This window comes from Bradyrhizobium sp. UFLA03-84 (genome assembly GCF_002289535.1).
GTDB lineage: Bacteria > Pseudomonadota > Alphaproteobacteria > Rhizobiales > Xanthobacteraceae > Bradyrhizobium > Bradyrhizobium viridifuturi.
Map to the genome: position 1 here is coordinate 228,283 of NZ_NSJY01000009.1, position 24,938 is coordinate 253,220.

Annotated in this window: 24 protein-coding genes and 1 tRNA gene; 7 read left to right on the forward strand and 18 right to left on the reverse strand. The window is 64.8% G+C overall.

Going from position 1 to position 24,938, the window contains the following annotated elements:
* Positions 1-89: 89 nt before the first annotated feature.
* The 11 genes from dapE to rpmH all read right to left on the reverse strand — a co-directional run bounded on the left by dapE (position 90) and on the right by rpmH (position 9,522).
* Complete coding sequence (dapE, locus tag CK489_RS11185; protein WP_095732355.1) at positions 90-1,244, reverse strand: succinyl-diaminopimelate desuccinylase; 1,155 nt, start codon at positions 1,242-1,244, stop codon at positions 90-92.
* A gap of 17 nt (positions 1,245-1,261) precedes the next feature.
* Complete coding sequence (locus tag CK489_RS11190; protein ID WP_050626821.1) at positions 1,262-1,882, reverse strand: DUF805 domain-containing protein; 621 nt, start codon at positions 1,880-1,882, stop codon at positions 1,262-1,264.
* A gap of 71 nt (positions 1,883-1,953) precedes the next feature.
* Positions 1,954-2,799, reverse strand: a complete 846-nt coding sequence (dapD, locus tag CK489_RS11195; RefSeq protein WP_021079579.1) for a 2,3,4,5-tetrahydropyridine-2,6-dicarboxylate N-succinyltransferase — start codon at positions 2,797-2,799, stop codon at positions 1,954-1,956.
* 149 nt (positions 2,800-2,948) lie between these two features.
* Positions 2,949-3,638: a pyrimidine 5'-nucleotidase gene (locus tag CK489_RS11200; protein ID WP_094193762.1), complete on the reverse strand. Its 690-nt coding sequence runs from the start codon at positions 3,636-3,638 to the stop codon at positions 2,949-2,951.
* Positions 3,639-3,828: 190 nt separating this feature from the next.
* A complete protein-coding gene (locus CK489_RS11205) occupies positions 3,829-4,815 on the reverse strand; it encodes a DUF1036 domain-containing protein (RefSeq protein ID WP_095732356.1) in 987 nt (328 codons plus the stop codon).
* A 59-nt stretch (positions 4,816-4,874) separates the two neighbouring features.
* Positions 4,875-5,768 carry an acetylglutamate kinase gene (gene argB / locus CK489_RS11210; RefSeq protein WP_029083632.1) on the reverse strand — a complete coding sequence of 298 codons (894 nt, stop codon included), beginning with the start codon at positions 5,766-5,768 and terminating at the stop codon, positions 4,875-4,877.
* A gap of 182 nt (positions 5,769-5,950) precedes the next feature.
* Complete coding sequence (locus CK489_RS11215) at positions 5,951-6,322, reverse strand: DUF423 domain-containing protein (RefSeq protein WP_095732357.1); 372 nt, start codon at positions 6,320-6,322, stop codon at positions 5,951-5,953.
* Positions 6,319-6,972 (reverse strand): ribosome biogenesis GTP-binding protein YihA/YsxC, encoded by a 654-nt coding sequence (yihA, locus tag CK489_RS11220; RefSeq protein ID WP_050626825.1) that lies wholly within the window; start codon positions 6,970-6,972, stop codon positions 6,319-6,321. The genes CK489_RS11215 and yihA overlap by 4 nt, the downstream gene beginning before the upstream one ends.
* Before the next feature lie 128 nt (positions 6,973-7,100).
* Entirely contained in the window at positions 7,101-8,972 is a 1,872-nt protein-coding gene (gene yidC, locus CK489_RS11225) for a membrane protein insertase YidC (protein ID WP_095732358.1), read from the reverse strand.
* A 3-nt stretch (positions 8,973-8,975) separates the two neighbouring features.
* Positions 8,976-9,356 carry a ribonuclease P protein component gene (gene rnpA / locus CK489_RS11230; protein WP_050626827.1) on the reverse strand — a complete coding sequence of 127 codons (381 nt, stop codon included), beginning with the start codon at positions 9,354-9,356 and terminating at the stop codon, positions 8,976-8,978.
* A 31-nt stretch (positions 9,357-9,387) separates the two neighbouring features.
* Positions 9,388-9,522, reverse strand: a complete 135-nt coding sequence (gene rpmH / locus CK489_RS11235; RefSeq protein ID WP_008542748.1) for a 50S ribosomal protein L34 — start codon at positions 9,520-9,522, stop codon at positions 9,388-9,390.
* Positions 9,523-9,885: 363 nt separating this feature from the next.
* Between rpmH and CK489_RS11240 the strand changes: the two genes are divergently transcribed.
* The 3 genes from CK489_RS11240 (at position 9,886) to CK489_RS11250 (ending at position 12,034) form a co-directional block, all read left to right on the forward strand.
* Positions 9,886-11,364: a sensor histidine kinase gene (locus CK489_RS11240; RefSeq protein WP_095732359.1), complete on the forward strand. Its 1,479-nt coding sequence runs from the start codon at positions 9,886-9,888 to the stop codon at positions 11,362-11,364.
* A 151-nt stretch (positions 11,365-11,515) separates the two neighbouring features.
* Positions 11,516-11,592 (forward strand) — tRNA-Arg (locus tag CK489_RS11245).
* Between the two features lie 172 nt (positions 11,593-11,764).
* The gene (locus tag CK489_RS11250; protein WP_095732360.1) at positions 11,765-12,034 is read left to right on the forward strand and encodes a hypothetical protein; all 270 of its coding nucleotides are present in this window, start codon (positions 11,765-11,767) and stop codon (positions 12,032-12,034) included.
* A 118-nt stretch (positions 12,035-12,152) separates the two neighbouring features.
* Here CK489_RS11250 and CK489_RS11255 read toward each other — a convergent pair whose 3' ends face one another.
* Positions 12,153-14,183, reverse strand: coding sequence for a YgiQ family radical SAM protein (locus CK489_RS11255; protein ID WP_095732437.1), 2,031 nt, complete (start codon positions 14,181-14,183; stop codon positions 12,153-12,155).
* Between the two features lie 264 nt (positions 14,184-14,447).
* Entirely contained in the window at positions 14,448-15,224 is a 777-nt protein-coding gene (locus CK489_RS11260; protein WP_095732361.1) for an SDR family oxidoreductase, read from the reverse strand.
* A 126-nt stretch (positions 15,225-15,350) separates the two neighbouring features.
* On the opposite strand from CK489_RS11260, the gene CK489_RS11265 reads away from it, so the two are divergent.
* The 4 genes from CK489_RS11265 (at position 15,351) to CK489_RS11280 (ending at position 18,038) form a co-directional block, all read left to right on the forward strand.
* Positions 15,351-16,253, forward strand: a complete 903-nt coding sequence (locus CK489_RS11265) for a LysR family transcriptional regulator (RefSeq protein ID WP_095732438.1) — start codon at positions 15,351-15,353, stop codon at positions 16,251-16,253.
* Between the two features lie 181 nt (positions 16,254-16,434).
* Positions 16,435-17,235: a sterol desaturase family protein gene (locus CK489_RS11270; RefSeq protein WP_095732362.1), complete on the forward strand. Its 801-nt coding sequence runs from the start codon at positions 16,435-16,437 to the stop codon at positions 17,233-17,235.
* Positions 17,222-17,506, forward strand: coding sequence for a DUF5658 family protein (locus tag CK489_RS11275; RefSeq protein WP_050626834.1), 285 nt, complete (start codon positions 17,222-17,224; stop codon positions 17,504-17,506). The genes CK489_RS11270 and CK489_RS11275 overlap by 14 nt, the downstream gene beginning before the upstream one ends.
* A gap of 151 nt (positions 17,507-17,657) precedes the next feature.
* The gene (locus tag CK489_RS11280; RefSeq protein ID WP_245350319.1) at positions 17,658-18,038 is read left to right on the forward strand and encodes a hypothetical protein; all 381 of its coding nucleotides are present in this window, start codon (positions 17,658-17,660) and stop codon (positions 18,036-18,038) included.
* Between the two features lie 74 nt (positions 18,039-18,112).
* Here the strand turns inward: CK489_RS11280 and CK489_RS11285 are convergent, their stop codons facing one another.
* The 5 genes from CK489_RS11285 to CK489_RS11305 form a co-directional block, all read right to left on the reverse strand.
* A complete protein-coding gene (locus tag CK489_RS11285) occupies positions 18,113-19,609 on the reverse strand; it encodes a sugar ABC transporter ATP-binding protein (protein WP_095732363.1) in 1,497 nt (498 codons plus the stop codon).
* Positions 19,606-20,703 (reverse strand): SMP-30/gluconolactonase/LRE family protein, encoded by a 1,098-nt coding sequence (locus tag CK489_RS11290; protein WP_050626836.1) that lies wholly within the window; start codon positions 20,701-20,703, stop codon positions 19,606-19,608. The genes CK489_RS11285 and CK489_RS11290 overlap by 4 nt, the downstream gene beginning before the upstream one ends.
* Complete coding sequence (locus tag CK489_RS11295) at positions 20,700-22,823, reverse strand: ABC transporter permease (protein WP_095732364.1); 2,124 nt, start codon at positions 22,821-22,823, stop codon at positions 20,700-20,702. The genes CK489_RS11290 and CK489_RS11295 overlap by 4 nt, the downstream gene beginning before the upstream one ends.
* Positions 22,824-22,900: 77 nt before the next feature.
* A complete protein-coding gene (locus CK489_RS11300; RefSeq protein ID WP_050626838.1) occupies positions 22,901-23,917 on the reverse strand; it encodes a sugar ABC transporter substrate-binding protein in 1,017 nt (338 codons plus the stop codon).
* Between the two features lie 41 nt (positions 23,918-23,958).
* Positions 23,959-24,930: an ABC transporter permease gene (locus CK489_RS11305; protein WP_095732365.1), complete on the reverse strand. Its 972-nt coding sequence runs from the start codon at positions 24,928-24,930 to the stop codon at positions 23,959-23,961.
* Positions 24,931-24,938: the final 8 nt, after the last annotated feature.

Consider the following 24,938-nt stretch of genomic DNA (forward strand, 5'->3'; position numbering starts at 1 on the left):
TGTATCTGGTATGGGCGGCTTGACGGTGACCCCAATCCCTACTGTGCATGGGGTTGTTTTCGATATTTATGTCCGGCCGAGCGGCCGGATCAGGCAAAATACCGCTCCAGCACGCCGCGATAGATCTTCGTCAGCTTCTCCAGGTCAGCCACCGGCGTGCGCTCGTCGATCTGGTGCATGGTCTGGCCGACCAGGCCGAATTCGATCACCGGGCAGTAGCTGGAGATGAAGCGCGCATCCGAGGTGCCGCCGGAGGTCGAGAGCTCCGGCTTGCGGCCGGTGACCCCCTCGATCGCGGCGACCGCGAGATCGGTGAACGGGCCGGGCTGGGTGACGAACACGTTCGAGTTCGACGGTTGCCAGTCGATATGGGCGCGGATGCGGTTGCCGCAGGCCTTCGCCAAGCGCTCGTCGACCAGCTGCCGCAGGCTCTCCTGGGTGTGATTGTCGTTGTAGCGGATGTTGAACTTGGCGCGCGCCTGGCCGGGGATCACGTTGCTCGCGGTGTTGCCGACATCGACGGTGGTGAATTCGAGGTTGCTGGCCTGGAATTGCGCGCTGCCGTGATCGAGCGGCTCGTCGCTCAGCGCCACGATCAGCCGCGAGATATCCGGCACCGGGTTCGAAGCGCGGTGCGGATAGGCGACGTGGCCCTGCACGCCGTCGACCACCAGCGTGCCGGATTGCGAGCCGCGCCGGCCGATCTTGATCATGTCGCCGAGCACCTCGACATTCGAGGGTTCGCCGAGCACGCAATGGTCGAACTTTTCGCCGCGCTCGGCGCACCATTTCAGCAGCTTGACGGTGCCGTTGATCGAGACGTCTTCCTCGTCGCCGGTGATCAGGAACGAGATCGATCCCTTTGGCTCGCCGCTATGATCCCTGAGATATTGCAGCACCGCGGCGACGCTGCAGGCGATGCCGCCCTTCATGTCGACGGCGCCGCGGCCATAGAGATAGCCGTCCTTCACCTCGCCGGAGAATGCGCCGAGCGTCCATGCCGCTTCATCACCGGGCGGCACCACGTCGGTGTGGCCGGCAAAGGTGATATGCGGCGAGGAAGTGCCGATGCGGGCATAGACGTTGTCGATATCGGCGGTGCCGGGCTCGGAGAACGTCACGCGGTGGACGTTGAAGCCTGCGGTTTTCAGCAAATTTTCGAGAACGCCGAGCGCGCCGGCATCGGCCGGCGTGACGGAAGGGCAGCGAACCAGATCGCGGGTAATCGAGACGGCATCATTCATGCGCCTCGCTTAACACGTCACACCGCGGGTGGACCAGCTTTGTGCGGCACGATATCGAGCTCGCTCTGCTGATCCCAGCCCTGCGTGGAGCGCGACCCGCTGCCGTGGCCGCCGCCGCGGCTCACATGGGTTTTTCCCAGCGGATTGGGACCGTAGCGGTTGGGGTAACTTGTGCCGCGCAGGAAGGCGAGCTCGATGAAGCCCCAGAAATAGAGCACGAACACGATCGTGCCCGCGGCCATCATCACATAAGACTCGTCGGGAAGCCGACCTCCGAACTGGCTCATGAGACCCGGGATCGCGAAGTACGGCACCATCCACCAGCCGCTCTTGTCCCGGTCGTGCAGGCGCTTTATCGCGACCGCGATATAGACCCAGACGAACAAGAACGTTCCGCAGGCCTTGACCAGCAGGGTCGGCAATCCGGCCCATGTCAGTGATTTATAGCTGTCGGGGTCGAAGGCCCGGAAGATATCGTCGATGTTGAAGCCAAACGAGCCGGTCTTGCCGCCGAGGCCGGCCAGGACCACGAGCGCGGCCAGGAACATCATCCAGCAGACGATGATCAGCGTACCGAGCCAGAACTTGGCCCGGTTGACGCGGCCCTTGAAGCCGAACAGGTAATTGGCCCAGTCCATGAAAAAACTCCGGGCGGCGGCAATGTTTCGCGGCCCGGAGTTTTGTCGGCGTCAGGTCGAGATTGGTTCGATCAGTCCCGCAGCAGCTCGTTGATGCTGGTCTTGGCGCGGGTGCGCTCGTCGACGCGCTTGACGATCACGGCGCAGGCGGTGGCGGGTCCGGGCTGGCCGTTCTTCAGCGGCTTGGCCGGCAGGGTGCCGGGCACCACGACGGCATATTCCGGCACCTCGCCGACGAAGATCTCGCCGGTCTCGCGGTCGACGATCTTGGTCGAGGCGCCGAGGAACACGCCCATCGACAGCACCGCGCCCTTGCGCACGATCACACCCTCGGCGACCTCGGAGCGCGCGCCGATGAAGCAGTCGTCCTCGACGATCACCGGCTCGGCCTGCAGCGGCTCGAGCACGCCGCCGATGCCGACGCCGCCGGAAATGTGCACGCGCTTGCCGATCTGGGCGCAGGAGCCGACCGTCGACCAGGTGTCGATCATGGTGGCTTCATCGACATAGGCGCCGAGATTGACGAAGGAGGGCATCAGCACGACGTTCCTGGCGATGAACGCCGAGCGGCGCACGATCGCACCGGGCACGGCGCGGAAGCCGGCGTCGCGGAAGCGGTTCTCGCCCCAGCCCTCGAACTTCGAGGGCACCTTGTCCCACCACGATGCCTTGCCCGGGCCGCCCGCGATCTGGCCCATGTCGTTGAGGCGGAACGAGAGCAGCACGGCCTTCTTCAGCCACTGATTGACCTTCCACTTGCCGCTGGCCTCACGCTCGGCGACGCGGGCCTCGCCCTTGTCGAGCAGCTCCAGCGCGTGGTCGACGGCCTCGCGGACCTCGCCTTTGGTCGAGGTCGAAATGCCTTCGCGGGCGTCGAACGCGGTGTTGACGGTGGTTTCGAGGGCAGACAGCGACATCGGGACAATCCTTGGGCGTATCGGAGATATGACGGGAATTTTGCAGGGCTTTTTCGGAATTTGGGGCTGCGGAGTCAAGGCAAACCCGGCCGCCGAGCAGTGTCTCTCCTCCGTCGTCCCGGCTTTCGCCGGGATGACGTATGGAGGGATCAGGGCTTCAACCGCTGCAGGAAACCCGTGAGATCATCCGTGACATGGTCGACATGCGCCGCATCGCGGCCTTCGAGCTCCCAGGTCTCGCGCACCACTTCCTGGCTGCCGTCGGGTACGACCAGCACGGTGGTCATGCCGAGCTCATGCGGCACCACCAGATTGCGTGCGAGGTCCTCGAACATAGCCGCCTTCGCCGGGTCGACGTCGTGCAGCCTGAGGAATTTCTGGTAGGTCTGCGGTGCAGGTTTCGGCTCGAGATCGGCGGCGATGATGTCGAACACGCCGTCGAAATGGTGACCGATGCCGAGCCGGCCGAGCACCGCATCGACATGGTCGACCGAGCCGTTGGTCAGGATCAGCTTGCGCCCCGGCAGTTCGGCGATCGCAGCCCCCATCACCGGATTCGGTTGCAGCGGCGAGTGGTCGATCTTGTGCACATAGGCGAGATAGTCGTCGGCCTGCACGCCGTGCTCGGTCATCATGCCGCGCATCGTGGTGCCGTAGCGCAGGTAATAGTCCTTCTGCAGCCGCCGCGCCTCCTCGGGCGAGATTTTCAGCCAGTTGCCGACGAACTCGCCGATCCGCGCATCGACCTGCTGCCACAGATTGACGTGATGCGGATACAGCGTGTTGTCGAGGTCGAACACCCAGGTTTCGACGTGAGCGAAGCTGCGGGGAGTTTTCATTATTGCCCTCCAGCGATCAGCGCGAACGTCGCAGAGCCCTCCGCCGTCGTCCTGGCGAAAGCCAGGACCCATACCGCGGAATCTATCAATAAGGCACGATGCCCGTCGTTCTTCGCCAAACGCAGTCTTGTGGTTATGGGTCCTGGCTTTCGCCAGGACGACGGTGATGTATGTGGCGCGAGCGTCTTCATCACGGCATCGCAAAGCGCAGCGTCTTGCCGCCGCTGGTCATGTCGACGGTGGTGAAGCCGAGCGCGGTGAGGCCACGGGTGGCGCAATCGCCTTGCTCGTTGACCTCGAACTTGCTTTCGCGGGTGCAGAGCTGCACCGCGCCGCCCCAGTTCAACGGCTTGTCCTTGATCTTGATGGTGCGGTTGTCGCCGTCGACCGCCTCGGCGAAGGAATAGATCTGCTTCGGCGTGCCTGACACGTCGGGATGCAGGCATTTGCCGGGGTCGATGCGATACCAGCCGCGGCTGGTCACCGCCTTGCCGTCGTCGGTCGCGACCGCGGCCATCACCTTGTACTGGGTATCGTTGCACCAGGTCAGCCCTGAGGCGGACGGCTTCTGCACGGCATCGACCATGGTGGTGAAGAAGCTCGGCGACTGTACGATGTCGCCGGCGAGCCCGCGGCTCTTGAGGAAGGCCGACAGCGCGCTCTGCGTCTTCGGCCCGTCGACGCCGTCGATCGGCGCCGCATCGTAGCCCGCGATCACCAAGAGACGCTGGATGCCGGCGAGTCGCGCCTGCTCGTCGTCATACTCGCTGTCCTCGGCGAGGTAGGCGACGAGGTTGCCGTCATCGGTCTGCGTCGGCGTGATCTGGGTGAATTGCGCCGGCGTCTGCCCAGAGCGGCATTGCCGTGCAGCGGCGATCACGAAATTGTCCTGCGCGACGCAGAGCGTATCGGTGCCGTTCTGCGGGATCGGCGAGGCGCCGTAGACGCCGAGCGCGCGGGCATTGAGCAGCACGCGATCGGCGGTGAGCGCGCCCTGCACCACGACCCGGCAGGTCGCGGGATCGATGCGGAACCAGCCGCGGGTTGCGGTTGCGGCCTTGTCGTCGATGCCGATCGCGGCCTCGATCACGTAGCTCATGCGGTTGCAGAGCTTGAGGTCGGCATGCGCCGGCGCCGACGAGAACAGGAACGACATCAGCGCGGCCGGCAGCGACATCGCGAGCCGCGCCGCCGGCGACCGGCGAGGGATCCTCGCCGTGTGTCCCGTGCCTGCCATTACTTGTGGATCAGCGTGCCGGTGCCCTGGTTGGTGAAGAGCTCGAGCAGCACGGCGTGCTGGGTCTTGCCGTCGATGATCACGACGCCCTGCACGCCCTGTTCGAGCGCGTAGATGCAGGTTTCGACCTTCGGGATCATGCCGCCGGAGATCGTGCCGTCGGCGATCAGCTTGCGCGCTTCCTTGATCGACAGGTCCGGAATCAGCTTCTTGGACTTGTCGAGCACGCCGGGCACGTCGGTCAGCAGCAGCAGGCGCTTGGCCTTCAGCGCACCCGCGATCGCGCCGGCAAAGGTGTCGGCGTTGATGTTGAGCGTCTGGCCGTCCTGCGAGGTGGCCAGCGGCGCCAGCACCGGGATCAGCTCGTAGCCGATCAGCTGGTTGAGCAGCGTCAGGTCGACCTTTTCGGGATCGCCGACGAAGCCGAGATCGACCGCTTTCTCGATGTTGGAATCGGGGTCGACCATGGTGCGCGTCGTCTTCGACGCTTTCACCATGTTGCCGTCCTTGCCCGAGAGGCCCACGGCCTTGCCGCCGGCCTCATTGATGTAGCCGACGATCTGCTTGTTGACCGACCCCGCCAGCACCATCTCGACGATCTCGATGGTCGCGGCGTCGGTGATACGCAGGCCGGCGGCGAATTCCGACTGGATGCCGAGGCGCTTCAGCATGGTCGCGATCTGTGGCCCGCCGCCATGCACGACCACCGGGTTGATCGCGGTCTGCTCGAGCAGCACGATGTCGCGCGCGAACGCCTTGGCGGTGTCCTCGGCGCCCATGGCATGGCCGCCGTACTTAATGACGATGGTTTCCTCGTCGTACTCCTGCATGTGCGGCAGCGCCTCGGACAGGATGCGGGCCTGATCGAGCGGGCTGATGTGCTGGTCGGTCATGGGGCTGGGCTCATCGTCAGCGGAGGGACGGGCGCGGTTCTATCTGATTGCCGGGCAGGGCGCAAAGCGTCTTGACCCTCTGCCCTTGTGGGAGAGGGGCGCTTCGCGCAGCGAAGCGGGGTGAGGGGTCTGTCCCCTCCTATGGCCACCTTTTCCCACATGGGGAGAAGGAAGAAAGGCAATTATGAACCCTTCGGCCACATCGCCGAAACCGCCAGCACCAGCCAACTCAGGATCAGCAATGTTCCGCCGGTCGGCGCGGCCATCGGAAACAGTCCGTGGCCGGCATACTGGCGCAGCACCAGGTCGCCCGCGAACAATGACGCCGCGATGACGAAGCCGGCCGCGGCCACGATTCCGAGCTTGGCATGAACGATCGCGCGGTCCGCGACTGCAATGGTCGCGATAACGGCGGGTGCATGGAACAGCAGCATCGAGGACGCCGCCGCCAGCCGCGTGGCATCAGGCAAATGAGCCGCGGCCGCCGCCAGCATCACGCCGCAGGCGCCCATCACGGCGGCGCAGACGATCAGGAATCGGGATACGCCGCTCATCGACGCCGTTCCTCGATCAGGCGCACCATGGCGGCGCGCAGCTCCGGCATGCCATCGCCGGTGCGCGACGAGGTCACCAGCACGTCGGGGAACGCGGCGGGATGTTTTGCCAGCGTCGCAATGGTATCGGCGATCGTGGTCTTGAGTTCGCCGGCCTTGACCTGGTCGGCCTTGGTCAGCACGACCTGGTAGCTGACCGCGGATTTATCCAGCGTCTTCAGCACGTCGAGATCGACGTCCTTGATGCCGTGGCGCGCGTCGATCAGCACATAGACCCGCGCCAGCGTCGCGCGGCCGAGCAGGAATTTGTGGATCAGCGCCGTCCACGACGCCACCTTGGTCTTCGGCGCCGAGGCGTAGCCGTAGCCCGGCATGTCGACCAGGCGGAAGTTCGCGTTCTCCGGGCCCTCGAAGAAGATCAGCTCCTGGGTCCGGCCCGGCGTATGCGAGGTACGCGCGAGCGCGCTGCGGCCGGTCAGCGCGTTGATCAGGCTCGATTTGCCGACATTGGAGCGGCCGGCAAAGGCGACCTCGAGGCCGGCCATCGGCGGCAACGTCTCGATCGAGGGCGAGGCCCAGATGAAGCGCCAGTCGCCGGCGAACAGCTTGCGTCCCTGCTCGATCAGCTCCGCATCGGGTTCGGTGGTCATCGAAGGGTCCCACTTCGTCTTGGCCGGCGTAGCTCCAGCCGTTCACGTCGACGTCTTGCTACCCTCCAATACGTGGATGCCCGGCACAAGGCCGGGCATGACGCATTGATGGGCGAGGTTGCCGGAAGCTACGTCGGCTTCTTTGCGAACGTCGACTTCAGATTGTCGAACAACTCCACCTTCACGCCGTTCTTGCGCATGATGAAGCTCTGCTGCAGCACCGAGAGCGTGTTGTTCCAGGCCCAGTAGATCACGAGACCCGCCGGGAAGCCGGCCAGCATGAAGGTGAAGATCAGCGGCATCCAGTCGAAGATGATCTTCTGGGTCGGATCCGGCGGCGCCGGGTTGAGCTTCATCTGCACCCACATCGTGATGCCCATGATGATCGGCCAGATGCCCATCACCAGATAGGCGCCGAAATGCGGTCCGAGCAGCGCGATCGGATCGAACGGGATCAGACCGAACAGCGTGAACAGGTTGGTCGGATCCGGCGCCGAGAGGTCCTTGATCCAGCCGAAGAACGGCGCGTGCCGCATCTCGATGGTGATGAACAGCACCTTGTAGAGCGAGAAGAACACCGGGATCTGCAAGGCGACGGGAAGACAACCGGCGATCGGGTTGATCTTCTCCTTCTTGTAGATCTCCATCATCTCCTGCTGCTGCTTCACGCGGTCGTCAGGATAGCGTTCCTTCAGCGCCTGCAACTGCGGCTGCACCGACTTCATCTTCGCCATCGAGGCGTAGGACTTGTTGGCGAGCGGGAAGAACAACATCTTCACGATCACCGTCACCAGCAGGATCGCGATGCCGAAATTGCCGACCAGGCGATAGAACCAGTCCAGCGCCAGGAACATCGGCTTGGTGATGAAGTAGAAGTGGCCCCAGTCGATCAGCAGATCGAAATGGTTGAGGCCGAGCTGCTTGTTGTAGCCGCCGAAGCCGACCAGCGGGAAGTTGAGGCCGACGGTCGCGGCTTCCTTGGCGCCGGCGAACAGCCGCGCGTTGGCAACGCCGGTGCCGCCGATCGGAATGGTCTGCGCGCCGAGCATGTAGTCGGCCTGGTAGCGCTTGTCGCCGGTGGTGAACCGAGCGCTTTCGAGCGTCGCGTTGGTCTCGGGCAGCAACGCGGTGGCCCAGTATTTGTCGGTGATGCCGAGCCAGCCGTCGGTGACCTTCGAGAACACGATGCCGCGCGAATTGCCGCCGGTCGAGGTCTTGGCCTCGTCGAGGTTCTTGTAGGTGTATTCCTGCAGGCCCTGTTCGCCGAGATAGCCGATCGGGCCTTCGTGCAGGATGGCATAGCCCGACACCGGCGGCTTGCCGCCGCGCGAGATCAGGCCGAACGGATACAGCGTGACCGGCGCGCTGCCTTGATTGTTGACCTCATCCTTGATGCTGAAGAGGTAGCGATCGTCGATCGAGATGGTACGGCGGAAGGTCAGGCCCTGGCCGTTCTCATACTTCAGAACCACCGGGGTGCTCGGCGACAGGCTGTTCGACCCCTCCTGCTGCCAGACGGTCTCGGCGTTCGGGGTCTTCACCGACGCGCCGTTCGCGGTCAGCCACAGGAACTCGGCATAATAAGGCTCGGCAGTGCCCGATGGCGACAGCAGCACGACAGCCGGCGATTTGGGATCGACCGTCTCGCGGAACTGGACCAGCGCCAGATCGTCGATCCGGGCGCCCTTCAGCGCGATGCTGCCGATCACGCGCGGAGTGTCGATCTTGATGCGCGGGCCCGAGGCGAGAACCGTCTCGCGGCTCGCCACCGGCGCGTCGGCGGCAGGCGTGCCGGGTGCAGGGGACGGCGTTGCCGTGGCTCCGGGAGCGGCGCCAGGCGCGGCACCCGGCGTCGCCTGCGGCGCCGGCTTCAGCAGTTCGGCCTGCTTCTGCGCCTCGCGCTGCTTCTCCATCTGCGGCACATTGTAGAAATATTGCCAGGCGATCAGGACGAGGCCGGACAGAATGACGGCAAGGATCGTGTTGCGGTTGTCGGACATCTCTTAGGGTCTCGTCATTCCATTCGGATTGGGCGCGCGTTTGTTACCCGCCTTTTGCGCAGGCCGGTCGAGGCGGCGCAGCGCCGACCGCAGGTCGTCAATCATGGTCGCAAAGTCGCGGGTCAGCGCGTCACGGCGGCCGACTAGCACATAATCATGGTGTGGCCGCATGAATACGGCATCGACCCGTCTCATCACTTCGCGAAGCCGGCGGCGGATGCGGTTGCGCTCGGTCGCGGTGCCATTCTTCTTGGTGACGGTATAGCCGACGCGGATCGGGCCCTGATCGTCGCGCGGGCGGCCCTGCAGCACAAAAGCTGCGGTATTCGCCCGTGCGCCATTGGCAACGGCGAGGAAATCCGCCCGCTGCCTCAGCCGATCCATAATGGTATCTCCGGGGAGGAGACGTCCGGGCTCAGGCGCTCAGGCGCTTGCGGCCACGCGCGCGACGCGCGGCGAGGACCTTGCGGCCGCCAGCCGTGGCGAGACGGGCGCGGAAGCCGTGACGGCGCTTGCGCACCAGTTTGCTGGGTTGATAAGTCCGCTTCACGGGTAATTCTCCGCTGACCGGGCAATTTGCCGTTGTATTGAGATGGAGTCCGGTGATGCTGGCGGGCCCAAACGAGCCGTTTACGGCCCCAAAGAGCCGCCCCCGGTCAAGAACCGGGCCATCGCGGACAGTTGGCGCGGCTTATAAGGGAGCGCCCTGTTTTCGTCAATGTCACAGGGCGTCGCAAAGAGGCTTCTTTGAAACGTCGCAATTGGGGCGAATATAACTGTTTTCGCGGGGTTTTTGACGGTGAGGAGCGCTTCTGGGCGTTCGGGGAACCGCCGACATTAGCGATCCGTAATTTGACCGGCTTGGGGGCCGGGCCGCATCTTCCGACCCCTAAGCCAAACAAGGCCTTATCTTGTGGCTCTAACTTACGATCAGGCGACCGCGCAGAACCAGCGGCCCAAGCCGACCCTGCGGCTCGGGTTGTCGGGCAAGCTTTTGCTGCTGACGATTCCGCTGGTGATGATCGCCGGGCTCCTGATCTACGTTCCGGCCATCGCCAACTTCCGCATGAACCGGCTCAACGACCGCTTGGCCGCCGCCAATACCGCGGCGCTGGTGCTCGATGCCGCTCCCTCCGGCCTGGTGCCGGATTCGCTGGCCCGGCAGATCCTGACCAGCATCGGCGCCCGCGCGGTCGCCATCAAGCTCGGTCAACAGCGCCGCCTGCTCGCCAGCGCCGACCTGCCGGCCGCGATCGATCATGACGTCGACATGCGGGACATGACGGTGTGGTCGGCGATCGTCGATGCCTTCGAGATCATGCTGGAGCACGGTGACCAGACCATCCGCGTGGTCGGCCCGGCGCCCGGCCAGGCCCAGTTCATCGAGGTCGTGATCGACGAGAAGCCGCTGCGGCAGGCGATGTACCGCTTCTCGCGCAACGTGCTGGTCGTTGCGCTCTTGATCGCCGGCCTGACCGCCGGCCTGGTCTATCTGGCGTTGCATTATCTGTTCGTGCGGCCGATGCGACGGCTGACCGCGAGCCTGGTCGGCTTCCACGAGAATCCGGAGAGTTCGGCGCGAATCATCGTGCCGAGCCAGCGCGGCGACGAGATCGGCGTTGCCGAGCGCGAGCTGTCGGACATGCAGCGCGACCTCGTCTCGATGCTGCATCAGAAGAGCCGGCTCGCCGCGCTCGGGCTCGCCGTCTCCAAGATCAACCACGATCTGCGCAACCTGTTGGCGTCATCGCAATTGCTGTCGGACCAGCTCGCCAGCGTGCCCGACCCGCGGGTGCAGCGCTTCGCGCCGAAATTGCTGCGCTCGCTGGAGCGCGCCATCGCCTTCTGCCAATCGACATTGTCCTATGGCCGCGCGCAGGAGGCGGCGCCCGACCGCCGCGTGATCATGGTGGAGCCGGCGGTTGCCGAGGTACGCGAGTCGGCTGGGCTTGCGACTGACGTCTCGATCACCTGGATCAGCGCGATCGAGCGCGGCCTGACCATCGACGCTGACCCCGACCAGCTGTTCCGCGTGCTGCTCAATCTGGTGCGCAACGCAAGCCAGGCGCTGGAAAGCCGGCAGGACGGCGATGGCGGTGCGCAGCAGATTCGCATCACGGGCCGCCGCGAGGGCACGGTTGCGATCATCGAGGTATCCGACACTGGCCCCGGCGTTCCGGCCAAGGCGCGCGAGCATCTGTTCGAGGCGTTCCAGACCTCCGGCCGCCCCGGCGGCAGCGGGCTCGGCCTTGCGATCGCCGCCGAGCTGATCCGCGCCCATGGCGGCCACATCCATCTGGTCGAGGGCACCATCGGCGCCACCTTCCGGATCTCGATCCCGGATCGCCCGGTGGAATTGCTGTCGGTCCGCAGCGAGCGGGCACGGGCGTAAGGCCGTTCCGGTACTCCGGGGCGGCTAGAGCGTTCCGAAAATGGCGTTTCCAGAGCTTGCCAACTGGACCGGGAGCCTGTAGCTAGAGCGCTCTTTCGCGACGTTCCGGGGCTCCCGGAGCCATGCGGGCTTCAAGCCCTGCAGCGAAAATGCGCCCGTAGCTCAGCTGGATAGAGCATCAGACTACGAATCTGAGGGTCGGACGTTCGAATCGTTCCGGGCGCGCCATTCATCTTTGATTTCATTGGGTTTTTAAGGCATGTGCCCAGCGGCGAGACCGCTGTGCTCTGACCTCTCGTGCCGAGGCGCGGTCAAATACTTGTGCGGCGCAGTATGTGTTATTGCATCGCAACAAAATTGGCCTATGTCGGCTTCTCAAGTCCGATTGAGGAGCCTTCACGTGACCAAGATTTCCCTCTCCATCATTGCTGCCGCCACCCTCGCGATCGCGAGTGCAACGGCCGCATCCGCCACAGAGCTTCCGACTTACGAAGCCGCGGGCCTGCCGATCTCGCCGATGCAGGCTGGCGTGCTCGGCGCCGCCAATGTCCACGAGCAGGCGCCGTCAGCCGCGACGTCGGCCACGCCGCATCAGCTCAATGTTCTGACGCCGCGCAACAAGATCACGACCGCGCGGGCTTCCGCCCGGACCGACCGCTCGCTGCACTGACCGGCATAGCCGGTCCTGTCCGAGAGGGCCGCGACACCATCGCCGGCCTTCTCGGTTTCGCACAAGCCGCGGCGTGTAGCGAAAAATCTCCTCGCCGGCTGAACGCCCGGCGTCCTGCCTACTTGCCCATCCGCAGGCCTTTGGTGGTGAAGCGCTGTGGCTTGTCGCCGGGGCGCAGGGGGCGTCGTGTGCCGGCGGCCTTGCCGGTGCCGGGCGGTTGGTGCGCGGGCACGAGTTGGTCGGGGCGCGAGCCGATCAGATCGCGGCGTCCCATCTGGATGAGCGCTTCGCGCAGCACCGGCCAATTGTCGGGGTCGTGGTAGCGCAGGAACGCCTTGTGCAGCCGGCGCTGCCGGAGTCCCTTGATCGCCTCGATCTTGTCGCTCGCGCCGCGGCGCACGCCACGCAGCGGATTGACGCCGGTGTGGTACATCGCGGTTGCGGTCGCCATCGGCGAGGGCAGGAACGTCTGCACCTGGTCGGCGCGGTAGCGGTTCTTCTTGAGCCAGAGCGCGAGGTTCATCATGTCCTCGTCGGTCGTGCCCGGATGCGCGGCGATGAAATACGGGATCAAATAGTATTTCTTGCCGGCCTGCTCGGCCGCGGCATCGAACATTTTCTTGAAGCGGTTGTAGGCGCCGATGCCCGGCTTCATCATCTTGTCGAGCGGGCCGCGCTCGGTGTGCTCGGGCGCGATCTTCAGGTAGCCGCCGACGTGATGGGTGACGAGCTCCTTGATGTATTCGGGGCTCTCGACCGCGAGGTCGTAGCGCACGCCCGAGGCCACCATCACGCGCTTGACGCCCTTGACCTCGCGCACCTTGCGATAGAGCCGGATCAGGTCGTCATGCGAGGTGTTGAGGTTCGGACAGATCTCGGGGAAGACGCAGGACGGCCGCCGGCACGCCGCCTCGATCTTCGGATCCTTGCACGCCATCCGGTACATGTTGGCGGTCGGCCCGCCGATGTCTGAGATCACGCCGGTGAAGCCCGGCGTCTTGTCGCGGATGCGCTCGATCTCGCGCAGGATCGAGCCCTCCGAGCGGTTCTGGATGATGCGGCCCTCGTGCTCGGTGATCGAGCAGAACGTGCAGCCGCCGAAGCAGCCGCGCATGATCGTCACCGAGAAGCGGATCATCTCCCAGGCCGGGATCTTGGCGTCCTTGTAGGAGGGATGCGGCGCACGCGCGTAGGGCAGGTCGTAGACGGAATCCATCTCGGCCGTCGTCAGCGGGATCGGCGGCGGATTGAGCCACAAATCGCGGTCGCCGTGACGCTGCACCAGCGGCCGCGCGTTGCCGGGATTGCTCTCCCGGTGCAGCACGCGCGAGGCGCGGGCATAGGCATCGCGGTCCTGCTCGACCTGCTCGCAGGCCGGCAGGCGGATCACGACGTTGCCCGCCTGGCGCGCTGCGCCCTCGTCGGCGGAATCGAGATCGTCGGCATGCAGTTCGGCGTAATCCTCGGGCACGCGGCGGAACAGCGCGACGCCTCTGATCGAGTCGAGATCGCGCGGCGCCTCGCCATTGGCGAGCCGGTGCGCCACCTCGACGACTGCACGTTCGGCGTTGCCGTAGAGCAGAAGGTCGGCCTTGGCGTCCGCCAGCACCGAGCGGCGCACCTTGTCGGACCAATAGTCGTAATGCGCGATGCGGCGCAGCGATGCCTCGATGCCGCCGAGCACGATCGGCACGTCCTTGAACGCTTCGCGGCAGCGCTGCGCATAGACGATGGTGCAGCGGTCCGGACGGCGGCCGCCTTCGCCGTCGGGCGTGTAGGCGTCGTCATGGCGCAGCCGCCGGTCCGCCGTGTAGCGGTTGACCATCGAATCCATGTTGCCGCCGGTGACGCCGAAGAACACGCGCGGCTTTCCCAGCGCCTTGAACGGCTCGGCCGATTGCCAGTCGGGCTGCGCGATGATGCCGACCCTGAAGCCCTGGGCCTCCAGCAACCTGCCGATGATCGCCATGCCGAAGCTCGGATGGTCGACATAGGCATCGCCCGTCACCAGCACGATATCGCATTGGTCCCAGCCGAGCGCCGTCATCTCGGCACGGTTCATCGGCAGGAACGGCGCCGGCTTGTCGGCGCGCGACTGGTGGCGCGGCCACGACGTCAGGGAAATTTCGGCGTTGGCAAGGGTGCTCATGGCGGCCACGCATAAGACTCCGGCGTCGCGAATTCAACCAATCAGCATGCCGTCCGGCCCGATTGCGAATTGCCATGGCCGAAGAGTTCCGGATCGGGCTGAAGGGGATCGGAATGGCGATCGGCAAATCATCTGATATCTCAATAGCATAAGAGATCAACGCCGTGCCATTCTTCTGCATCCTCCCGACCGGCAATCCCGACGATGCCGTTGGCGGCGTTCCCTGAACTGGCCGCCACCAACGGGTGCTTCGGACTGGCCGCCTCAGGTGCGCGTGATCGAGAGGCCGCCGTCGACCAGCAACGCGGTCCCGGTGACGAAGCTGGAATCTTCCGACGCCAGATAAAGCACCGAGCGCGCGACTTCCTCGGGGCGACCCACGCGCTTGAGCGCATGCAGGTTGGTGACGAAGGCCGCCTTGTCCGGGGTGTCGTTCATCTCGCGATACATCTCGGTCTCGATCGCGCCGGGCAGCACTGCGTTGACCCTGACGTTCTGCGGGCCGAACTCGGCGGCGAGCGTCTGGGTCAAGCCGATCAGGCCGGACTTGCTTGCGGCATAGGCGGCGACGCCGGGGAATGACGAGCTGTAGCCGACGAAGGTCGAGGTGAAGATCACCGATCCGCCGCCATGCTTGGTCATCTCGGCGATCTGGTGCTTGGCGCCCAGGAACGAGCCGGTGAGGTTGATCGCAACGGCATCGTTCCAACCGGCTTCGGAGACGCCGGTCGAGGCGCCGCCCTCACCGAGCGTGCCGGCGTTGTTGAATGCGATGTCCAAGCGGCCGAATGCCTTGACCGCCAGCGCGACGAGCGCCTTGGCATAATCTTCCGAGCGCACATCGCCGGCGAGCGCGACGGCCGTCCCGCCGTTGGCCTTGATCTCGTCGACCAGGCTCGCCAGCTCGCTTTCCCGCCGTGCGCCGACCACCACCTTCGCGCCTTCGGCCGCGAACAGCTTGGCCGTGACGCGGCCGATGCCCGAGCTCGCGCCGGTCACGATTGCAACCTTGTTTGAAAGACGTCCCGTACCCTGTGCCATGTCCGTTCTCCGGTTCGGCCGCGCCAATCGCGGCGTGATGGCAACCTGATTAGACGCTCACAGAACTGGAAAGAAGGCACAGAAAATGGTCTTATCATTCAGCTTTTATGAATGCTCGAGGCTGCCATGGACCGTCTGCGTGCCTTCGAGGTGTTTGCCACCGTGGTTGGCCAGGGGTCCTTCACCCGCGCGGCGGACAAGCTGGAGACCTCGCCGGCCAACGTGACCCGCTACATCAACGAACTGGAGGAGATGCTTGGGGCGCGCCTGCTCAACCGGACCTCGCGGCACCTGTCGCTGACCGACACCGGCAAGACGCTGTATGATCGCGCGCTCTCGATCCTGGAGGAGGTGGCGGAGGCGGAGGCGATCGCGTCCTCCACTGCGATGCAGCCGCGGGGACGTCTGCGGATCAACGCGCCGCTGAGCTTCGGCATTCTTCATCTTGCGCCACTGTGGCCGCGTTTCATGGCGCGCTATCCGGACATCGAACTCGACATCAGCCTAGTCGATCGCCTCGTCGACCTTGTCGACGAGGGCTTCGATCTGGCTGTCCGCATCTCGCGCGAGGGATCACCGAGCTTGATCAGCCGCAAGCTCGCGGCGATTCATCATTTCGTCTGTGCGTCACCGGATTACGTCGCGCGGCAAGGCGCGCCGCAGACCCCGGATGACATCAGGAATCACGCCTGCATTGCCTACGCCTATTCCGCCTCGGCCGAGGAATGGCGGTTGCTCGATGGAGACGGCAAGCTTCACACGGTGCCGGTTTCCAACATCTTCAACACCAACAACGGCGAGACGGCTTGCGCGGCAGCGTTGGCCGGCTTCGGATTGATTCTGCAGCCGACGTTTCTGATTGGAGAGCTGCTGCGGCAGGGCCGCCTGGTCCGCCTGCTGCCGGGCTATCACACGCCCGAGACCGACGTGCTGGCGGTTTACCCGAGCCGCCGCCACGTCAGCGCAAAGGTGCGGGTGATGGTGGACTTCCTGGTCGAGGCATTCCGCGGCAAGCCGCCGTGGGATTGACGTGCGATCGAAGCCCGCACGAGCCAATGTCCGGGCAAATTCGGCCCAAGGACGAGGGAACGCCCGTAAAAACCCTGCTTGCGCCCGCCGGGGCGTTGAGAAAAAATAAGGTTTTTCAGTCTATAGGCGGCAGAATGTTTTGTTCATTTTGTCCGGCCTTTGAACCGGCGGGTCGTCTCTCATGTCGAGTGAGATTTCAAACGCCGTTTTTTGCGCGGCGGTCATTCTGGGTGTCGTCTACGGCAGTCGCATCCTGGAGAAGACGTGGCCCATCGCGGAAGTTTCCGGCGACGAGTTTCGTGCTGATTGGCTCGCGGTCATCGTGAGCGTCGGGTTGGAGCACCTGTTCGCCCCGCTTGCTGCGATCAGCGCTGGTGCGATCGCAAGCTATGCCGGACTTGGTTGGATCAAGCTGCCGACCGAAGGTTACTGGTGGTTCGTCTCGTTCGCGATCGTGGTGGTGGCGCTCGATCTCTACAAGTACACATTCCATCGGCTGCAACATGCGGTCCCCTTTCTTTGGGCGATGCACTCGTTCCACCACAGTGCGAACGGCATTACGTTCATCACCGGTGGCCGCCATTTCTGGTTGGAAAGGGTGCTGTCCGACGCCTTTCTTCCGATCATAGCGATCCTGTTTCGGATCCCTCCGGACATGGCGATCGCTGCGGCATTCATCTTCTTCCTTCCCGATGCCTGCGCGCATCTCAACGTCCGCATCCCGCTCGGCCGCTTCGTGACCTGGATCAACAATCCGCAATGGCATCGGATCCATCATTCGGTGCAGATCGAGCATCGCGACAAGAACTTTGCCGCCTTCTTCCCGCTCCTGGACATTCTGTTCGGCACGGCGTGGGTGCCGAAGCCGGGCGAGTATCCGGCAACCGGACTTGTGCCTCCTGAGCGGGCCGACATCATCAACAGCATCATCTGGCCGATCCGGCATCTTCGGCATGGGGAGTCTAAGAATGAACTGGGTTAAGGGCCTTCTACTGTTCGTCGCGTTGATTCTCGGATACGCCGATCTCGAGTCGACGAATGTGATCCTGAATCTCGGGCTCGGCGAGTTGAACCCGTTCATGCATATGGCGCAGACATGGTTCGGCGTGTGGTGGCTGGTCCCCAAACTCGGTCTCACCTTCGTCCTGACGTGGCTGCTCTGGCGCAGCAACAATGTCTACAACATCGCTCTCGTCGTCGCCTTCTGCTCAACGCCTGTCTTGAACAACCTCGTCATCATCGCCGGAAACTGAACCGGACACGCGTTGCGTTGCCGGAACAGGGCGACGCGCGCGCCTTGTGGCGGGCGTGCAAACTTTCGTTTGAACTCGCAGAACCTGCTCGTGCTGTCTGGCGACAAACTCTGGAGTGACGGAGGATCGCGTGGCGCGATCGGGAGAATGAATGATGTCGGACAGGCTTGCTCTCAGCTGCATCGTCGCTGGCGCCCTGATGCTGGGGGCGCTGGGTGCGACAGTGCACGCGCAGACGCCGTCGAGCTGCAAGGAGCCGCGGTCGGGCACCAGCCGCGTCCCGATCCTGTCGCCGCCGCTCGCCAATGTGGTGACGGGCAAGGGACGGCTGCAATTCTACTCGGCGCCGAATCTTCACTGCCCGATCAGCGGGGTGTTCGTGATCCCGAATGACGAGCTGGTCGCGTACGCGCAGACCAATGATGGCTGGTCGTCGGTGACGTACTTCCATTCAGGGACAGACAACGACGTCTCGGGTTGGGTGAGGTCGGCGAGACTGAAGGCGACCGGGACCGTCGGCCCAAAGCAGTAGCGGGCAAACGGGGGCGCGGCAGACGCGGCTTCCTTGGCGTGGCCAGCAGGCCACGACGCATGCCTCTTGCGGCATCAATGGATCGCCGCGTACATGATCTTCTCCTCGGTGGCTTCGAGTGCGGAGAACTCCTCGACCACCTTGCCCTGGCGCGAGACCAGGATGCGGTCGGACAGCGCCATGATCTCGGGCAGATAGGACGAGATCACCACCACCGCCTTGCCCTCGTCGGCGAGCCGGTTGATCAGCTCGTGGATCTCGACGATGGCGCCGACGTCGACGCCGCGGGTCGGCTCGTCGAAGATGATCAGCTCGGGCTCCTGCACCAGCGATTTGGCGATCACCACCTTCTGCTGGTTGCCGCCCGACAGCTCGACCACCTTGGCCTCGTCGCCGATGGCGCGCACCTTGAGCCGCTGGATCCAGCTCTTGCCCACGCTGTTGGTCTCGCGCCGCGACAACAGCATCCGCCCGCCGGGAAACTTCGAGAGCAGGCCGAGATAGATGTTGCGTGCGATCGAGGCGGTCTCGAAGAAGCCCTCGACCTTGCGATCCTCGGTCACATAGGCGATGCCGGCCTTCACCGCCGGCGCCGGTACCCGGTAGCGCACCGGCTTGTCGTGCAACAGGATCTCGCCGCCGTGGAAGAAGTCGCGCTTCAAGACACCGGAGACGATCTTGAAGGTCTCGGTGCGGCCGGCGCCGACCAGGCCGAACACGCCGGTGATCTGCCCGGCGAACACCGACAGCGAATTGTTCTTCACCATCGGCGCCATCTTGAGATTCTGCACCGTGAGCACCCGCGCGCCGGCCGGCCGGACGCTGGCCTTCCGCGCGCCGTACAGCGTGTTGGAGAGGTCGCGGCCGACCATCGCCTGCACGATCGCGGCACGGTCGAACTTCGCCGCGTCGTCGGTGATGACGTGCTTGCCGTCGCGCAGCACCGTGATGCGGTCGGCGAGCAGCAGGGCCTCTTCCAGCGCGTGCGAGATGAAGACGATCGAGACGCCGCGCTTCTTGAGATCGCGGACCAGGTCGAAGAAATACTTCTTCTCCTCCGGTGTCAGCGATGCGGTCGGCTCGTCGAAGATGATGACCTTGGCCTTGTGCAGCACCGCGCGCGCGATCTCCACCATCTGCTTCTTGGCGGCGCCAAGCCCGCTCACGGTCGCGGTCGGCGTCACGTCGAAATTCAGCGACTGCAGAAATTGCTGGGCGGCGATGTAGATGCCGCGCAGCCGGTTGTAGAACTTCTCCTGTCCGAGAAACAGATTTTGCGCGACGGTCATGGTCGGCACCAGGCTGTTCTCCTGGAACACCATGGCGATGCCGAGATTGCGTGCCTCGAGCGGCGTGCGCGGCGCGACGTCCGAGCCGTCGACCGTCATGCTGCCCGAGGTCAAGGTCACGACGCCGGCCATCACCTTGGTCAGCGTCGACTTGCCGGCGCCGTTCTCACCGACCAGCGCGTGGATCTCGCCGCGGCGGAGGTCGAAATCGACCCCCTCAATGGCGGGCACGCCGGCGTAGAGCTTGGTGGCCTTGCGCAGGGACAGCACGGTGTCGCTCATGAGCCTGTCTCCTCGGCAAGCCCGGCGAGGGGCAGTTTCAGCACGCGGCCCGGTCCTTTGGCGATCAGCACGAGGTCGCCGCCGAGCTCGAGCGCTGCGACGACGCCGTGATTGACGCCGTCGACCCGGCTATGCAGCGAATAGAGCGGCTTGCCGTCTTCGCCGAGCCGGATCACGAGGCCGTAGGAGCGCGGCGGCGCCCAAGGCTTGATGACGCCCATCGTCTTGATGTGCGCGCCCTGCATCGGTTCCTTGAACGAGAAGCCCGAGCGGAGCCGCGGCGCCACCCAATAGGCCGGGTCGATCTCGGCCATCATGCGGCGCCGGTAGGCCGGCTCGCGCAGCACGAATTCGATCAGCTGGGTGCGTGCCGTGAACGCGGTGAGCCAATAGCCGCCGCCGGCAGCCTTCGACAGCCGCGACGGATAGACCGGCAGGTGGCCGAGCACGATCTGCGGCGGCCTGCCATTCGTGATAAGGACGAGACGATGCCGCCAGCTCTCGCTGACCAGCACACCGTCGCCGCGCGCGCAGGCGCCGAAGGCGTAGCCGAGCCTTGCGGCCAATGGTTTCACCGAGCGGGTCCTGGGATCGAGCCGGAACACGCGGCCGCTCCGGTTGAGCTCCATCAGGTCGCGGGCCCAATCGTCGACGCCGCAGGTCGCCGAGCCGTCGGTCGCGATCAACGTGCCGTCGTCCGCCAGCGTCAGCGCATTGATCGCATTGAAGGCGGCGTCGCTGAACGTCACGCCCGGTTCGGCCGCCGAAGGACTGGTGTAGAGACGTACCTCGCGGCCGCCGAGCGCGACCGCGATGCCGCCGTCCGCAAGCGCGCAGAGCGCCGAGATCGGCTGCTCGAAGCTGCGCAGCTCGGTTGCGGCGCTGCCGTCGAGCCGCAGCAGACGCCGGCCGTCGGCGACATAGAGGTTGCGGCCGTCGGTTGCGAGGTCCTCGGGCGCCTCGCATTCCAGCAGCGTGGTTGCGGCCTCGAGTTTCTGGTTGGGCTTGAGCGCGCCATCGAACGACGGCACGGTGATGGTGGCCTCGCCGCGGCCGAGAAAGCGGTTGGCGAATTCCCTGACGGCCGCGATCACGACAGCTTCCCCCAGCGCTTGTCATACTGCACGAAGTTCGGATCGGCATTCGTCAGCTTGTAGCGGCCGATCCGGTTGTTCATGATGCCGCCGAGATAGAGATAGCCGCGATGCTCCCGCATCGAGGTGATCATCGGATGGTTCTCGCCGCGCAGGTCCCAGAACGATTCGAGGATCTTGCCCTGCTCGTTGAACTTGACGACACAGCCGGTGTTGATGTTCGGGAACAGCCATTCGTCGACCGGGACGCGCTTGGCCATGCGGCGGCGGAAGCCCGGCATCTTCCAGGCGAGGTCGAGCGAGGGGCTGCGCATGCCGACCAGCGCCAGCCAGTAATTGCCGTCGGAGGCGAGATTGATGTTGTCGGGATAGCCCGGCAGATTGTCCATCACCACCTCGACCTGGCCCTTCTTCGGCCCCGCGAACCACAGCCGCTTGATCGAGCAGCCGAAGGTCTCGGCGAACAGGATCGACTGGCCGTCGCTGGCGACGCAGATGCCGTTGGGGAATTTCAGGCCGCGCAGCGCGGTGTGGGTGGCGCCGGTCTTGGTGTCGTAGCAGATGATGCGGCCGTTGCCGCGCGCCTCGAGGCCATCGATCGGCCATTCGTCCATCTCGTAGCGGACGGTGGCTTCCGAGAAGAAGATCAGGCCGTCATCGGTGATGTCGAGGTCGTCGGCGAGCCGCAGCCGGCTGTCGTCGTTCACCGAATGCATGCTGCGGTTGGTCTCGTCGGTCGCCTTCTCGACGGTGCCGTCGGGCTTGATGCGATAGAGGCCCATGCCGCCGATGCAGACATAGAGATTGTCCTGCCGGTCGAACGCCATGCCGAGCGGCTGGCCGCCGATATGCGCGAACACCTCCATCCGCTGATAGTCGGGCGCGAGGAAGCGCATGATGTCGCCGTGGCGCGAGCCGGCGTAGAGATTATTGTTGCGATCGAGGATCACGTCCTCCGGCGCTTCGATGCGGCCGAGGCCGATCAGTTCGACATCGCGCAGCTTGTCGTTCTGCTCGAATGGGCCGCCCTGGCCGATCTCGGTCGGAGGCGGCGGCGGCAGCGCGTGATAGGTCGGCGCGACATAGACCTTGCTGATGATGCGGGTGCGGTTCTTCTGCCAGCGGATATCGACCATCGCGGCGACCAGCAGGATGCCCGCGAGCGCCATGCGGTTGATGCCGCCGCGCGCGTTGAGCGTGGTCAGGCCGTTGGTGATCAGCAGCACGATCAACACGCCGACCAGCGATTTGGCGACCGAGCCCTTGCCGCCGCCGAGCGTGATGCCGCCGAGCACGGTTGCGGTCAGCACGATCACCTCGAGGCCGACGCCGATGTCGCCGCCGACGGTGCCGAGGCGTGCGGCGAAGAACAGCGCGGCGATGCTGGTCAGCACGCCGCTGGCGACATAGCACAGCGCGATGGTGCGGCGGACCGGAATGCCGGAATTGTAGGCCGAGCGGCGCGAGCCGCCGATCGCGGTGATGTGCCAGCCCGGGCGCAGCCGCGTCATGAAGATATGGCCGAAGATCGCGATCGCGATGTAGACCAGCGCGACGCTCGGAATGCCGAACACGTCGCCGCCGCCGATGAAATTCCAGGACGGAATGTCGGGGAAGGCCGCCGCGATCGAATTGGAATATCGCTGGATCAGCAGGTCGAACGCCGATCGGTAGATGATCAGGGTGATCAGCGTGGTGATGAAGGCGCGGAGCCGCAAGTAGCCGATCAGGACGCCGTTGACGGCACCGAGCAGCGCGCCGCAGGCGAGGGTGGCGACCACCACCGCGGGCACCGGCCAGTTCAGCACGTCGAGCAGATAGAGTGCGCAGAAATCCGTCAGCGCGAAGATCGAGCCGACCGAAAGATCGATGCCGCCGACGATGACCACCAGCGCCATGCCGAGCCCGATGAAGCCGATCTCGCCGGCCTGCCGGGCGGTGTCGGCAAGGCTCGACGGCGACAGGAAATGATCGATGGAGCGGCTGAGCGCGAAGCCGACGATCAAGAGCAGGATCACCGGAATTGCGGTCTCGGTCCAACGCTTGGACAGGATCTCGCCGAGGAGATGATCCGGCCAGTAGCGGTAACGCAGGCTCGTCAAGGTGTCGCGCATCGGCATTCCAGCAAGGCGTTGATTTTCTGAGAGATCGACGTCCCGGGCGAGGCGCGCCCGGGACGTCAAGCGGAGTGGCCGGGTTATTTCTTCAGGTCACTGAGATTCCAGCACGCGGTCTGGCTGTCCGCGTTCTCCTTGGTGATCGGAATCAGCGTGGTGTACTCCGAGCCCTTGATCGAACCGGCCTTGGCGCCGGACGACAGCAGCCATTTGATCGTGCCGGCCATCTGCGCGGCCTGGGTCGGCACGTCGTAGCTCAGGTTGAGGTCGAAGGCGCCGGACTTGACGAGCTCGCAGGCGCCTTTGCGCTCGCCGCCGCCGGAGGTCGCGACGAACACCTTGCCGGTCAGTCCGGCTTCCTTCACCGCGGCCGCGGTGCCGATATCCATGCCGTCCCAGAAGCCGACGATGCCGCAGAGATCGGGATTCTGCTTCAGCACCGTCTGGGTGATCGCCTTGGCTTTCGCCGCATCCCAGTCGGCCGCCTGGCTCGAGACCACCTTGATCTCCGGATGCTTGGCGAGCACGTTCTCGACGCCCTTGAGCGTGTAGGCGCTGGCGGCCGCCGAGAGCGCACCCTGCACGATGGCGATCTTGTTGGACTTGCCCTGGCAGGCCTTGACCACGGCTTCGGTGTCCTTTTCGCCGATCTCGATCCAGTTGGCGCCGACGAAGGCCGAGGAGCGATAGGCCGATCCCATGTTGATCTGGATCACGTAGATGCCTTCGTTCTCGGCGCGTTGCAGCAGCTTGGCGTAGGTCTGCACGTCCGGATTGTGGATCACCATCACGGCGGGCTTTTCGGAGATCAGCGAGGTCACCGCCTGCGCGCCGGCATTGGTGTTCCAGTTGGGATCGCGGATCTCGAACTTGACGCCGTAAGGCTCGAGCTCCTTCTTCATGCCGGCGTACCAGCCTTCGGTGAGGTCGAAGTTCATGGCCACCGGAACATAGGCCACCGTCTTGCCGGCGAGCGACTCCTTGAACGGCTTCTGGAACGGCTCGTCCAGGCCCTGCTGGGCCAGAGCCGGTGCGGCGATGGCCGCGAGCCCGAGCGCTGCGGCGATCACCTTTGCAGTCCTGACAGCGTATTTCATTGCTTCCTCCTTGGTCGTGATTGATCGTTCGTTGGCTTGGTTCAGATGTCGCCCTGCTGTGCCGTTTCTTCGTTGCGCGGATTCAGGAATGAATCCGTGATGACGGCGAGCAGCAGGACGACGCCCTTGACGAGATTTTGTCCGGCGTAGGAGATGTCCATGATGGTCATGCCGTTGAGCATGGTTCCGATCAGCAGCGTGCCGATGACGACGTTGAGCACGCCGCCGCGGCCGCCCGACAGGCCGATGCCGCCGAGCACGACGACGAGGATGACGTCGTAGATCAGGGTCGAATTGAAGACGCGGGTCGGCATCGAGTTGACCGACGCCGCCATCACCAGGCCAGCAAAGCAGCCGATCAGCGCCGCGACGACATATTGCAGCACGATGATCGGCCGCGAGGGGATGCCGGTGACGCGGGCCGCGTAGGGATTGTCGCCGATCGCGTAGATATAGGCGCCCCAGCGCGTCTGGCGCAGCAGGAAGGCGACCACAACGCAGGCGATCGCGAACATCACGATCGAGGTCGGGATGCCGAGGATGGTGCCCTGTCCGAGCCGCTCGAAGCCCTTCATGCCGTCGCTCCACTGCACGACGTCGAGCTGAAACAGCGCGGCCTGCCCGAGGCCGGCGAGCAGCAGGCCGGTTGCCAGCGTCGCAAACAGCGAAGGGACTTCGGCATAGGCAATCAGCCAGCCATTGACCAGGCCGAAGGCGATCGTGAGCAGCACGGCGGTCGCCAGCGAGGCCGGCAGCGAGTGGCCGTTCTGCACCATCTGCAGCACCAGCCCCGGAGGCACTGCCAGGGCGGCGATCAGCGAGATGTCGATGCCGCGCCCGATCACGACGATCGCCATGGCGAGTCCAAGGATGCCGAGCACCGCGACGTTCTGCAGCAGCGTCAGCATGTTCTCCGGCGTCAGGAAGCCGCGCAGGAAAATCGAGAACGCCAGGAACAGCACGGCGAAGACGGCGAAGACGATCTCCTGTTGATTGAATCGCAATCGCTTCATTGCCTCGT

Excerpts from the sequence above, each read along its gene's own strand:
- CK489_RS11295 (WP_095732364.1), bottom strand. The coding sequence starts at position 22,823 with ATGCCGATGCGCGACACCTTGACGAGCCTGCGTTACCGCTACTGGCCG.
- yidC (WP_095732358.1), bottom strand. The coding sequence starts at position 8,972 with ATGTCCGACAACCGCAACACGATCCTTGCCGTCATTCTGTCCGGCCTC.
- CK489_RS11200 (WP_094193762.1), bottom strand. The coding sequence starts at position 3,638 with ATGAAAACTCCCCGCAGCTTCGCTCACGTCGAAACCTGGGTGTTCGAC.
- CK489_RS11285 (WP_095732363.1), bottom strand. The coding sequence starts at position 19,609 with ATGAGCGACACCGTGCTGTCCCTGCGCAAGGCCACCAAGCTCTACGCC.
- CK489_RS11300 (WP_050626838.1), bottom strand. The coding sequence starts at position 23,917 with ATGAAATACGCTGTCAGGACTGCAAAGGTGATCGCCGCAGCGCTCGGG.
- yihA (WP_050626825.1), bottom strand. The coding sequence starts at position 6,972 with ATGACCACCGAACCCGATGCGGAGCTGATCGAGCAGGGACGCAAGCTG.
- CK489_RS11275 (WP_050626834.1), top strand. The coding sequence starts at position 17,222 with ATGAACTGGGTTAAGGGCCTTCTACTGTTCGTCGCGTTGATTCTCGGA.
- argB (WP_029083632.1), bottom strand. The coding sequence starts at position 5,768 with ATGACCGACCAGCACATCAGCCCGCTCGATCAGGCCCGCATCCTGTCC.
- CK489_RS11205 (WP_095732356.1), bottom strand. The coding sequence starts at position 4,815 with ATGTCGCTGCCGGCCGCGCTGATGTCGTTCCTGTTCTCGTCGGCGCCG.
- CK489_RS11260 (WP_095732361.1), bottom strand. The coding sequence starts at position 15,224 with ATGGCACAGGGTACGGGACGTCTTTCAAACAAGGTTGCAATCGTGACC.
- dapE (WP_095732355.1), bottom strand. The coding sequence starts at position 1,244 with ATGAATGATGCCGTCTCGATTACCCGCGATCTGGTTCGCTGCCCTTCC.
- rnpA (WP_050626827.1), bottom strand. The coding sequence starts at position 9,356 with ATGGATCGGCTGAGGCAGCGGGCGGATTTCCTCGCCGTTGCCAATGGC.
- CK489_RS11305 (WP_095732365.1), bottom strand. The coding sequence starts at position 24,930 with ATGAAGCGATTGCGATTCAATCAACAGGAGATCGTCTTCGCCGTCTTC.
- dapD (WP_021079579.1), bottom strand. The coding sequence starts at position 2,799 with ATGTCGCTGTCTGCCCTCGAAACCACCGTCAACACCGCGTTCGACGCC.
- CK489_RS11255 (WP_095732437.1), bottom strand. The coding sequence starts at position 14,183 with ATGAGCACCCTTGCCAACGCCGAAATTTCCCTGACGTCGTGGCCGCGC.
- CK489_RS11270 (WP_095732362.1), top strand. The coding sequence starts at position 16,435 with ATGTCGAGTGAGATTTCAAACGCCGTTTTTTGCGCGGCGGTCATTCTG.
- CK489_RS11215 (WP_095732357.1), bottom strand. The coding sequence starts at position 6,322 with ATGAGCGGCGTATCCCGATTCCTGATCGTCTGCGCCGCCGTGATGGGC.
- CK489_RS11265 (WP_095732438.1), top strand. The coding sequence starts at position 15,351 with ATGGACCGTCTGCGTGCCTTCGAGGTGTTTGCCACCGTGGTTGGCCAG.
- CK489_RS11190 (WP_050626821.1), bottom strand. The coding sequence starts at position 1,882 with ATGGACTGGGCCAATTACCTGTTCGGCTTCAAGGGCCGCGTCAACCGG.
- CK489_RS11280 (WP_245350319.1), top strand. The coding sequence starts at position 17,658 with ATGATGTCGGACAGGCTTGCTCTCAGCTGCATCGTCGCTGGCGCCCTG.